At 40.0% G+C, this 11880-nt stretch carries 13 protein-coding genes and 1 pseudogene; 13 read left to right on the top strand and 1 reads right to left on the bottom strand.

The features are described 5' to 3' along the window. The first annotated feature begins 254 nt into the window (after positions 1-254). The 3 genes from CZ382_RS07155 (at position 255) to CZ382_RS07145 (ending at position 1879) form a co-directional block, all read left to right on the top strand. On the top strand, positions 255-692 hold the full coding sequence (locus CZ382_RS07155) for a peptidylprolyl isomerase (protein ID WP_088050513.1): 438 nt from the start codon (positions 255-257) through the stop codon (positions 690-692). Between the two features lie 42 nt (positions 693-734). After that, on the top strand, positions 735-1196 hold the full coding sequence (locus CZ382_RS07150) for a M50 family metallopeptidase (RefSeq protein WP_088050512.1): 462 nt from the start codon (positions 735-737) through the stop codon (positions 1194-1196). Between the two features lie 311 nt (positions 1197-1507). Further along, positions 1508-1879 (top strand): GNAT family N-acetyltransferase, encoded by a 372-nt coding sequence (locus CZ382_RS07145; protein WP_088050511.1) that lies wholly within the window; start codon positions 1508-1510, stop codon positions 1877-1879. Between the two features lie 162 nt (positions 1880-2041). On the opposite strand, the gene CZ382_RS07140 is transcribed toward CZ382_RS07145, so the two are convergent. After that, the gene (locus CZ382_RS07140; RefSeq protein WP_064503397.1) at positions 2042-2125 is read right to left on the bottom strand and encodes a YjcZ family sporulation protein; all 84 of its coding nucleotides are present in this window, start codon (positions 2123-2125) and stop codon (positions 2042-2044) included. 282 nt (positions 2126-2407) lie between these two features. Between CZ382_RS07140 and CZ382_RS07135 the strand changes: the two genes are divergently transcribed. The 10 genes and pseudogenes from CZ382_RS07135 to ccsB all read left to right on the top strand — a co-directional run bounded on the left by CZ382_RS07135 (position 2408) and on the right by ccsB (position 11879). Beyond that, positions 2408-3148, top strand: coding sequence for a segregation/condensation protein A (locus tag CZ382_RS07135; RefSeq protein ID WP_088050510.1), 741 nt, complete (start codon positions 2408-2410; stop codon positions 3146-3148). Beyond that, positions 3145-3741 carry an SMC-Scp complex subunit ScpB gene (gene scpB / locus CZ382_RS07130; RefSeq protein ID WP_088050509.1) on the top strand — a complete coding sequence of 199 codons (597 nt, stop codon included), beginning with the start codon at positions 3145-3147 and terminating at the stop codon, positions 3739-3741. Before CZ382_RS07135 ends, scpB begins: the two co-directional genes overlap by 4 nt. A 91-nt stretch (positions 3742-3832) precedes the next feature. Next, a pseudogene (locus CZ382_RS07125) lies at positions 3833-4710 on the top strand (superoxide dismutase). Positions 4711-4837: 127 nt separating this feature from the next. After that, on the top strand, positions 4838-5944 hold the full coding sequence (locus CZ382_RS07120; protein ID WP_088050508.1) for a D-alanyl-D-alanine carboxypeptidase family protein: 1107 nt from the start codon (positions 4838-4840) through the stop codon (positions 5942-5944). A 1-nt stretch (position 5945) separates the two neighbouring features. Further along, positions 5946-6530 (top strand): nucleoside recognition domain-containing protein, encoded by a 585-nt coding sequence (locus CZ382_RS07115; protein WP_088050507.1) that lies wholly within the window; start codon positions 5946-5948, stop codon positions 6528-6530. A gap of 1 nt (position 6531) precedes the next feature. After that, complete coding sequence (locus CZ382_RS07110; protein ID WP_088050506.1) at positions 6532-7062, top strand: spore maturation protein; 531 nt, start codon at positions 6532-6534, stop codon at positions 7060-7062. A gap of 198 nt (positions 7063-7260) precedes the next feature. After that, positions 7261-8001, top strand: coding sequence for a pseudouridine synthase (locus CZ382_RS07105; protein WP_088050505.1), 741 nt, complete (start codon positions 7261-7263; stop codon positions 7999-8001). 54 nt (positions 8002-8055) lie between these two features. Then, positions 8056-8628 (top strand): thiol-disulfide oxidoreductase ResA, encoded by a 573-nt coding sequence (resA, locus tag CZ382_RS07100; RefSeq protein WP_088050504.1) that lies wholly within the window; start codon positions 8056-8058, stop codon positions 8626-8628. A gap of 29 nt (positions 8629-8657) precedes the next feature. After that, positions 8658-10637: a cytochrome c biogenesis protein ResB gene (resB, locus tag CZ382_RS07095; RefSeq protein ID WP_088050997.1), complete on the top strand. Its 1980-nt coding sequence runs from the start codon at positions 8658-8660 to the stop codon at positions 10635-10637. Between the two features lie 54 nt (positions 10638-10691). Further along, complete coding sequence (gene ccsB, locus CZ382_RS07090; RefSeq protein WP_088050503.1) at positions 10692-11879, top strand: c-type cytochrome biogenesis protein CcsB; 1188 nt, start codon at positions 10692-10694, stop codon at positions 11877-11879. Position 11880: the final 1 nt, after the last annotated feature.

Here is an 11880-nt window from a genome sequence, read left to right as displayed (position 1 = left end):
CGATCTTAACCGAACAAACAACCGTAGGAGATAAAGGAAACATGCCACAAAAAAAGGGGTAAACGTGAGTTGGACGCAAAGTCCGCTTTTAGTCGGCCTTCCTTCTTACTCGAACCGATGTTGACTTATTTTACGGAGGCGGGTGTTGCATACTAGCCGCTGGGCGCTGGAGCCGGACGTGGCCTACTCTGGCATGAGCAGAATAGAGTCTGGATTTTTATACTTTCTTATCAATTGAAAAAGGAGATGCAGCAATGACTAAAAAAGGATATATTTTGATGGAAAACGGGAACAAAATTGAATTTGATTTGTATCCGGGGGAAGCCCCAGGTACGGTGGCGAACTTTGAAAAATTGGCAAATGAAAATTTTTATGATGGATTAACGTTCCACCGTGTTATTCCCGGATTTGTCAGCCAGGGTGGTTGCCCAAACGGGAATGGTACCGGCTCTGCGGGCTACACCATTAAGTGCGAAACGGAAGGGAACCCGCATAAACATGTCGAAGGTTCATTATCAATGGCACATGCCGGTAAGGATACCGGAAGCTGCCAGTTCTTCATCGTTCATGAAGCCCAGCCGCATTTAGATGGTGTACACACTGTTTTTGGACAAGTAACATCCGGAATTGAACATGCGAAAGAAATGCAAAATGGTGATGTAATGAAGGAAATAAAGGTGTTTGAAGTGTAGCTTTGCATGTGACATTTCCCGTTTAGCTTTAGGAAGTGATGTATGGATATTTATTTATTATTATGGCTCGTGCTTTTTACAGCTCCGGTAAGTACAATGTTACATGAACTTGGACATGTACTTGGTGCAAAATGGGCAAAAGCCGATTCTATAACGCTTTCCGTGGGGGCTGGAAAAAAGCTTATTACTTTTTCATTTAAACAAATACAAATAGATGTATTTACGCTATTCTTTTTGGGTGGTTCTGCCTATAGTGAACGAAACATTCCGTATAAACCAATGGAGAAAATTTGTATTAGTCTGGCGGGCCCTGTCAGCAATGGGCTTGCAGCAGCTATCGTTTGCGTTTTGTTCGGTTCCTCCAATGTCTTTGTGCAAGTATTGATTTTATTTAATATCTGGCTTGCCGTTATCAATATTATTCCATTTAAACTAAACGGAAAACAATCGGATGGCTATACAATCGTAAAAACAGTTTCACAAACGTACACAAATTTCAAATAACCGAATAAATAGTAGTATGACTTAATGGAAAGCTGTCAATGCTGTAAAGGGATGAATGAAGGTTGAATCAACGTAAAAAAAATTGGATTTTGTTTTCAATACTACTTGTAATTGGCATGATATGGGGCATTATTTATTGGGTTGCGTTTGTTTTTTAATTAGTTGAATTTGACAATTGCAATTTGTTAGGGCATTAATAGATAATATACAACTGCTGATTCGAAATAAGTTTAACTATTTTGGGGCAGACGCTGCAGGATGTTTTTCTACTCTCCGTGGTTGGAAAGTTATTTTCATAATGAGGGGTATCTATGTTAATTCGTTATAAAAGGAATTTGGAAAAAATTGCAATGGGTTTACTATCTTTTATGCCAGAAGAAAAAGATGTAAAAAAATTGCAGCAAACCATAAAAGAATACGAAGAAAATCCGGATTGGCATCTTTTTCTTTGGAAAGAAGATGACGTTCTAGGTGCAATTGGATTAAGAATAGAAGATGATATTAACGCGGTTATTCAGCATATATCAGTTAACCCGTCACATCGGAATTCAGGAATCGGCCGAAAAATGGTCCATGCGATAAACAATATGTACCAGGATAAATATGCTGTCTGTGCAGAAGAAAATATCCAGACATTTTATAATAAATGTGGTCAGGATGACAAAGAGAAGGAAGACGACTAAAACTTCTTTATGAAAGTCCTTCATATTACGTTTAAATGGTTTATGGATGGTCAAAGAGCCAACCCTTTATGATCGGGTTGGCTCTTTGTAACCGTTCATTGTTAACAAAAGAATGATTGGTCAATCAACCTGGTATTGCATATGCAATTCAATCTTACCTTTTTATAGCCATGCAGCACCAACGATGATGAGTAAAATGAACAATACGACGATTAACGCAAATCCACCGCCATAACCTGCACCCATAATGAAATTCCTCCTTTTCGTCTTAAAGAATAAATGTCTTATTCGAGTGAGTTCAAAAAGGAGGGATAATAAGGACCATAAACTTCGACGCGACACTAGAAACTGGCCAGCTGAAAACATCGAAGTATCCTTTTTACCGGACTTTTTGAACTTCCTCTTTAAAAACATTTATCTTACGTTAATAACGTATGTAGGTAATCAGCAGATTGTATAGGCGATTATGACGGTTCTTTATTTTTTTCAGGTGAATCCGTCCATAACAAAGTGAAAGGAAGAAGCAGGATGAATCAAGCATATCAGGTAAAAATAGATTCATTTGAGGGTCCGCTTGATTTGTTATTACACTTAATTAACCGGTATGAGATTGATATATATGATATTCCTGTTGCCCAAATTACGGAGCAATATATGGAATATATCCATACCATGCAGCAATTGGAACTAAATATTGCCAGTGAATATTTGGTTATGGCGGCAACGTTGCTCGCGTTAAAAAGCCAGATGCTGCTGCCCAAACAGGAAATGGATACGGAAGAGGATGACTATGCAGAAGATCCTCGTGATGAGTTGATGGGCAGGTTGATTGAGTACCGAAAATATAAACAAGCTGCTGAAAATTTAAAAGAAAAAGAAATGGATGCGAATCAAATTTTTACACGATCACCAGTCGTGTTTGATGATATTGATTTGCAGCAGCCGGTTGTTCAAGGTGACATTTCGATATATGAAATGTTAGGAGCCCTTGGCAAAATGCTAGAACGGAAAAAGTGGAAAGAGCCAATGGAAACGACCATAAAACGTATTGAAATTTCGATTGAGGAACGGATGGAGGAAGTCATACAAGTTGTCAAAAATGCGCAGGCTGGTGTTTCGTTTGATCATCTGTTCAGCTATCGATCACGTTCTCATATTGTGGTAACGTTTATGGCACTATTGGAATTAATGAAAAATAAAGCAGTGTATTGTGAACAGGAGAAACAGCTTGAGACATTATACGTGTTTTATATGGGGGAAAATGAATGAAGATGACAGAGCTAAAAGCAATTCTTGAAGGATTGCTGTTTGCCAGTGGTGATGATGGAATCACTGTCAAGCAATTGTCACGAATACTCGAAGTAAATGCAGCGACGGTTGAACATCTGCTTGAGGAATTAAAATACGATTATGAGCATGTCGAACGCGGGATGATGATTATGCAATCGCATCAAGTGTTCCATTTAACAACAAAACCGGAGCATAGCGCCTATTTCAAAAGGCTGCTGGAAACTCCGCAAACGTCACGAATGTCACAGGCGGCTTTGGAAACGTTGGCAATTATTGCTTACCGGCAGCCAATAACCAGAACAGAAATTGAGGAAATCCGCGGGGTAAAGAGTGATCGACCAGTACAGACATTGCTTTCCAGATCGCTGATTGAAGAGGTAGGAAGGCGGGATGGTGTTGGCAGGCCGATCCTGTTCGGGACAAGTAAAGATTTTTTAATCTATTTTGGCCTTACATCGTTAGAGGAATTACCACCATTACCTGAAAATGTTGATCAGGAAGATATTGAGCACGAAGCCGATTTATTTTTTGAAAAGTTTCATACACAAATGGATAACAACATGGCTGACTAGAACCCTTGCATACTATTTTACTGCAAGGGTTTTGTTAATTTTTTTACACACTTCTGATTCAGATAGGCATACGATACATGGAGGTGATTTTATGAATAATCGTAAACAGTCTTATTTGAAAAGTCTTTGGCAATGGGGAGAAGATACAAAAAGGGCGTTATCTGCTTCACAAGAGGGAATTTCCAGTTATCGGATCAAGGAACTGGAGGCATGGCAAGACAAGGTGAAAAAAGGTCTTTCCTCTATGGCAGATCTTGGGGAGCAGGAGTTGATTTCACTACGAGATGAGGGGGAACGAATGCTTTCCGAAATGAGAGCAGAAACAAATCATGGGCTGGAAAGAGCTGTTCCATACGGAAAGCATAGACTTCCGCCGCTTCCTTATGCATATGATGCGCTGGAACCATATATTAATCAAGAAATTATGCGTCTTCACCATGATGAGCATCACCAATCCTATGTTGATGGATTAAATAAAGCAGAGAAAGAATTGTATAAAGCAAAACAAAGAAGGAGGATAATCTGATCAAACATTGGTTAAGGGAACAGGCATTCCATGGCTCCGGGCATAACCTGCATACGATTTTCTGGTTTAACATGACTCCGGAATCGGGTAAAAAGCCTGTTGGTGAAATCGCAAAGCGTATAACGAAAGATTTTGGATCGTGGGGAGCTTTTAAAGACATATTTACAAAGGCAGCTGCATCCGTTGAGGGGGTCGGCTGGGCAATACTGGCATGGAATCCAAGAAGCGGGAGGCTCGTTTTACAAACATTTGAAAAGCATCAGCTTTTTCAAATTGCGGATATTATTCCTTTACTAGTATTAGATATGTGGGAACATGCCTACTATTTACAATATAAAACAAATAAAAATGAATATATCGACAATTGGTGGAACGTTGTTAATTGGGATGATGTTAATAAAAGATACATGGAAGGGAAAAAAGTTAAATGGCCACTGTTTTGACATTATAAATGAAGCGTGATGGGGTTCTGCTGTATTTTGATTAACCAAAAAGCACCAACATTTTATTCATATCGAAAGCTGTCCGGCATAAAATATACAGACATAAACTCTGGAGGAGGACTCCATCATGCGTTTTGTATTCGTTACGATTATTTTTTGTCTGTTGTTCAGTGTTTTTCTATATCCGGCAATCGGACAAGCTAAACCTGACACATCAGCCAATAATGCTGTTTTAATAGAACAATCGACAGGCCGTGTCCTTTATGAAAAAAATGCCCATGACAAGCGGTCGATAGCAAGTATTACCAAAATTATGACTGCTATTATAGCAATTGAATCCGGCAAGATGGATGAGATGGCAACAGTATCAAAGCGGGCAGTCTATGCAGGTGGTTCCTCCATCTACCTTGAACAGGGAGAAAAGATGAAACTGAAAGATCTGGTTTATGGATTAATGCTTCGTTCCGGTAACGATGCGGCAGTTGCGATTGCAGAACATGTTGGCGGCAGTGTGGAGGGCTTTAGTTATTTAATGAACGAGAAAGCACGATGGCTGGGAATGACCAATACAGAGTTCGATAATCCGCATGGGCTGGATTCAGAAAGCCACTATTCCACTGCCTATGATATGGCACTGTTAATGCGCTATGCGATGACAAATGATCTGTTTAAGAAGATAACCGGAACCACTACCTATAAAGCCAGTACACGGGAATATGCCTGGAGAAATAAAAATAAACTATTAACCTCGTATTATGATTATTGTACTGGGGGAAAAACCGGTTTTACAAAAAAAGCTGGAAGAACACTGGTGTCTACTGCACATAAAAAGGACATGGATCTGATTGCCGTTACCTTGAATGCTCCCGATGACTGGCAGGATCATATCGGTATGTATGAATGGGCCTTTGATACATATAACATGACGTCCATATTGAAAAAAGGGGAAAAAACGTATCAGATAAATGGAGACGAAAAAATCACTAGCGGTTTTATTAATCGTAATGTGACATATCCTTTAGACGACCAGGAGCTGGAAAAAATCAGCAAAAAAACGTTTCTTTTAGAACAGGGCAGCCAGAGAGATCAAGCTATCATCGGCAAGACAATTTTTTACCTTGATGAGACACCAATAAGCGAAGTACCCATTTTTAGCGGGACTCAGCATAGAACAAAGGATAATTTGTTTACCGAAACAGCATCAATATTACAGCGAATGGTAGGGTTGTATTAATATGGTAAATATAATTTGGGCAGCTATGGCAATCGTCGGTATCCTTTATGCCATGTTTAACGGGACGATGGAAGACGTGAATAAGGCACTGTTTGAAAGTGCGGATGAAGCTGTGACGATATCGATCGGGTTAATCAGTATATTGGTATTTTGGCTTGGAATTATGAAGATTGCCGAGAAAGCAGGCATTTTACAAATACTTGCAAAACTGTTTCGACCGGTTGTTGTCAGACTATTCCCCGAAATACCAAAAGATCATCCGGCAATGGGGTATATTTTGTCCAATTTTACAGCAAATGTATTTGGCTTGGGGAATGCTGCCACACCAATGGGTATCAAAGCAATGGAACAGATGAAAGAGTTAAGTGGAACAGATACCGCATCACGGTCGATGATTACTTTCTTGGCATTGAATACTTCAAGTTTGACTCTAATCCCGACGACCGTGATCGCGATACGAATGCATTATGACTCCGCATCGCCAACGGAAATTGTTGGAACTACGATAATTGCAACAATCATTTCAACGCTAGCTGCCGTAGTGGTTGATCGAATTTTTTACTACCGAAGTATTAGGAGGGGATAGCTTGGCTGTCATTACACTAATTAGTACATGGCTCATTCCATGTTTTATTATGCTTGTACTTATCGTAGCGACATGGAAGCGTGTTCCTGCATATGAACTGTTTGTTGAAGGAGGAAAGGAAGGTGTTAAGATGGCATTTTCTTTGCTTCCTTTTTTAGTAGGGATGATTGTTTCGATTGCTATTTTACGGGCATCGGGTGCGTTAGATGCCTTTATCGGACTTATATCGCCGGTTTTAGGCTTTTTTGGTGTCCCGCCGGATATTGTGCCGCTCGCTCTCGTAAGGCCAATTTCAGGGACCGCTGCATTGGGCGTAACAACGGAACTGATTGATACCCACGGACCCGATTCCTTCATTGGACGACTGGCCTCGACCATGCAAGGCAGTACAGATACAACATTATATATATTAACCATCTACTTCGGTGCTGTTGGTATTAAAAAAATGAGATACGCCTTAAAGGTTGGACTTATTGCCGATTTAATTGGTATAATTGCCTCCATCATAATCGTTACCATTGTATTTGGATAAGCTTTTACAGTAGCGTTAACTTAGAGTTAACGCTATTATTATGTTGTTGGAAAAAACAAAAGCAGAAACGCGCCAGTTGACTTATCGTAGGGTAAGTGTTGCCAGCTAATCGCTGGGGCTGGACGCCGTAAAAGCGCCAAACGACCGGAAATTCATCCGTATTTACAATTAAAATATAAGGGAAACATGGTGATATACATGACAAACAAATTCGAACGACTGCAAAAAGTGATTGCGAAAAGTGGGGTAACATCCAGACGAAAAGCAGAACAGTTAATTACAGACGGCAAGGTAAAAGTAAATGGCAGCATTACGACTGAACTGGGAACAAAAGTATCCACAGCTGATGAAATTGAAGTAAACGGGGTGCCATTACAACAGGAGGCACTTGTATATTATATGCTTTATAAACCACGAGGCGTTATATCAAGTGTGAAAGATGACAAGAATAGGAAGGTAGTGACCGACTTTTTCCCGGGGATCCAAGAACGGATTTTCCCAATTGGCAGGCTCGACTATGATTCGTCGGGTATTATTTTACTGACAAATGACGGGGAATTTGCCAATCATTTAATGCATCCGCGTTATGGTATTGAGAAGGTTTATGTTGCGAAGGTAAAAGGTATCCCAAGCAAACCGGAGTTAAATAAGTTGCGAAAAGGGATAAAAGTGGACAGGGACATATTAAAAGCAGTAGGATACAAATTTTTATCTACCGATAAAGATACGAATACAGCCATTATCGAGATCACATTACAAGAAGGGAAAAACCGTCATATCCGGCGTATGATGGAGCAACTGGGCTATCCGGTTACGAAATTAAAACGGGAACGCTACGGGGTATTGACATTAAAAGGGCTTAAACCTGGTGAATCAAGGCCTTTAACCCCGCATGAGGTAAAGATGATGCGTCAACAGGCAAGCAAAATTGTTGAATAATAGTCAAATTTACCAATCTGCTTACATGATATAATGGCGTAGGGAGTGAGCGAGATGACCGAGAGGAAGATCGGGCCGAATAAAAAAAAGAAGAAGAGAAACCGTTTAATATTCAGATCGATCATATTAGCGATATTATTAGTTGCCGTCGTTTATGCATTGGTATCGAATTTATCGAAGGACGAGACAAAAATTGATACAGGTGATCAAGCCCCGGACTTTACATTGGAACAAGTAAATGCCAACAATGAGCTGGAATCGATCAAACTTAGTGATCTTAAAGGAAAAGGTGTCATGCTGAATTTTTGGGCAACCTATTGCAAACCTTGTGAAGCGGAAATGCCTTACATGGAAAAGTTGTATCCAGCGTATAAGGATAAAGGGATTGAAATTGTTGCTGTCAGCTTAGATGCTACACAGCTTGTTATCGACAGATTTATTGACAAATATGATTTAACATTCCCGGTACTCCATGACACAAAAAGTCAAGTTATGGATCAATATGGTGTTGGCCCGATTCCGAGTACATTTTTCATCAATCCGGACGGTGAGGTTGTGGAAATTGTTGAAGGGGCATTGACTTTGGATAAGCTGGAAGGTTACCTGCAGCAAATTGCACCCAAATAATCGTTTTAATGTGAGGGATATGGATGAGTATTGATAAAGTAAAATGTGAGTGTGGCCACGTCAACCCGGAAGGCACAGTTCTTTGTGAAGCATGCGGCAAGCCGATTGAAGGAAATCAGCATATTGACGGTAATGATAAACAGAAATTATTAAATATGCGTTATGACGGAAGTGCCCGCAGATCACAGACATATAACAAGTCTATTATTGATAAAATATGGAGCTTTTTCTCTTCTGTCAAGGTAGGCGTATGGCTGATTGTGCTGGCTCTTGTTGCCTCAGCTATCGGAACTATTTTTCCACAAGAACAATACATACCGCCCGATGCTGTTTCGCGTGACCCTGCCGTCTATTATGAAGGAACATATGGTATATTCGGAAAGATCTACTATCAGCTTGGCTTTCACCATTTATACAGCTCTTGGTGGTACATGCTTTTGATCGCACTTATTGGTATTTCGTTAGTTATTTGCAGTCTTGACCGCTTCGTACCACTTTATAAGGCATTAAAACGACAAAAGGCCAAACGTCACGAAACATTTTTAAATAGGCAGCGGCTTTATAGTAAAACAGAAAATGTAACACAGGAAGAAAAGGAAAAAGTTATCGCTAGACTGAAAAAACAACGCTATAAAGTTCGTGATGAAAATGGACATATTTTAGCAGAAAAAGGAAGATTTTCACGGTGGGGACCTTATGTGAATCATATTGGTCTAATCATTATCCTATTAGCCGCTATATTACGGATGACACCACTTCTTTTTTCGGATGATTATGTATGGGTTCGAGAAGGACAGCGTATTGTTATTCCTTCCACAGATGGGGAGTACTATATCGAAAACAAAGATTTCATTCTTGAAACATGGGACCCGGAAGAAGCTGGTGGAAAATTTAAGGATGCCCTCGAAAAACAAGGGGCGGTCGCAAAAAACTATCAAACAAATGCAGTTATTTATAAAAAGAAGGGTGATTCGATTCCAGGCGAAGAACCGGATCTGGAAAAAGTAACAGAGGGCGAAATCCGGCTGAATCAGCCACTAAAATTTGACAAATATACCTTATATCAATCGGGTTATCAGCAGAATGAATTTACCAGTATGGCTTTTAACATTTTAAGATCCGATGCTAAAGATGAAGAATATAAAAATTTGACGTTTAAGCTGCATACAACTGATGAGGAAAATGATAAAACGCTTGGGACTTTTACGATTGATTTGAACGATCAAAAAGAAGTGTACAAGCTTGATAATGGTTTTCGTGTGCAAGTTGAAGAATACTATCCCGATTATTATTTAGAAGGCGGCAAACCTAAATCGCATAGTGATAAACCGCGAAATCCAGCATTTGTGTTTTTCGTTTCTCCACCAGATAGCGATAAGTCTGAAACAAGTTTTGTCGGATTGGACGGCAGCATTTCAGCAGCTGGAGAGGATTCTCAATATCAGCTGGATATTGAGGATTACAAGCTTAAGGGTGAGCTTGGCACGTTTAAAATTGATTTAAACGAACCAAAATCAGAATATGAACTTAATAACGGAACAAGGGTAGTCATTGATGAGTATTATCCTGATTATGCTGAGGAAGATGGGCAAGCAATTTCAAAATCCAAATATCCGAGAAATCCGGCTTTCGAATTGTCGGTTTATCCACCCGACAGTGACAAAGCAGAGAAGAGCTTTGTTGGTATAGGTAAAAATGACCCGATGACAAAAGGGAATCAATACAGGCTTGGACTGGCCGGCTATGAACTTCATGATGTTAGTGGAATTCAGGTGAAAAAAGATTACACCCTTCCATTTTTTATTCTTGGAGCAATCATCTTTATGATTGGTGTAGTTCAAGGTATGTATTGGCATCATAGAAGAATTTGGATTCATCCGAAAGATAACGGATTGCTTGTGGCTGCCCACACAAACAAGAACTGGTTTGGGATCAAGAAAGATATTGAAAAAGCCATTGAAGGAACCAATATTAATATGGTGGTTGATCAACAGGAATTGGAAGATTGATGGATTAGAAAAGTGCAGCGGGTCAGCGCATTTCAGGTATAAAGGAGGATTTTTATGGATTATTTAAAGATTAGCAGCTCAGCGTTATATACCGCATTTTTCCTATATTTGATTGCTACCATTTTCTTCGGAGCAACGATTAAGGACGACAAGAAAAAGCGGAATCAAGGGGTGTCAGGGATAATCGGAATCACCCTGACCTTGGTCGGATTTGCGGCACAGCTTGTTTATTTTGTGACAAGATGGCTCGCCAGTGGACACGCTCCCGTCAGTAATATGTTTGAGTTTGTAACATTTTTTGGTATGGGAGTTGTCTTGGCGTTTATTATCATTTACTTTATTTATCGGTTAAGCATTTTGGGATTATTCGCTTTGCCGATTGCATTGATTCTCATTGCCTATGCAAGTATGTTTCCGACGGAGATTTCGCCATTGATATCATCGTTGCAAAGCCATTGGTTATACATTCATGTAACCACTGTATCAATAGCACAGGCCATCTTGTCGATCAGTTTTGTAGCCGGTTTGATCTATCTGATTCGCCAAATTGATCAATCAACGGCAAGTAAACGTACATTTTGGCTCGAAGTTATTTTATTCGGGCTGTTCATTTTTATTGGATTTAGTGTATCAGGTGGTATATTCAAGGCCATGGATTATCATGCTGAGTTCCAATATATTGAACAAGGAAATGAAACAACAACCGATTATCAAATGCCTGCAATCGTGGGACCTCATGATAGTAAATTATTAACACAGGATGTTATGAAGCCATGGTTTGCAGCACCTTCCTGGATGCATGGGGCAGATGCGGGACGTAAATTTAATTCGGTTATCTGGTCTGTGTTTACAGGACTGATTATCTATCTCATTTTCCGTTTGATTAGCAGAAAAAGAGTCGGTGCTACCATACAGCCATTACTCAAAAAAGTTAGCCCAGATTTACTGGATGAAGTGTCTTATCGAGCCGTCGCAATTGGCTTTCCGCTCTTTACCTTGGGTGGCTTGATTTTTGCTTCTATTTGGGCGCAAGAAGCCTGGGGGCGCTTTTGGGGATGGGATCCAAAAGAAGTATGGGCGCTTGTAACATGGTTCTTCTATGCAGCGTTCTTACATTTGCGCCTTTCCCGAGGCTGGCATGGGGAAAAATCGGCTTGGCTGGCAGTGGGCGGCTTTGCGATCATTATGTTTAATCTGATTGCCGTAAACCTGATTTTAGCCGGTCTGCATTCGTATGCGTAGG

The sequence above is a fragment of the Virgibacillus dakarensis genome (assembly GCF_900155625.1).
GTDB classification, from domain to species: domain Bacteria; phylum Bacillota; class Bacilli; order Bacillales; family Amphibacillaceae; genus Lentibacillus_C; species Lentibacillus_C populi.
Note: the sequence above shows the minus strand (reverse complement) of the source record. Positions and strands in the feature narration are given on the sequence as shown.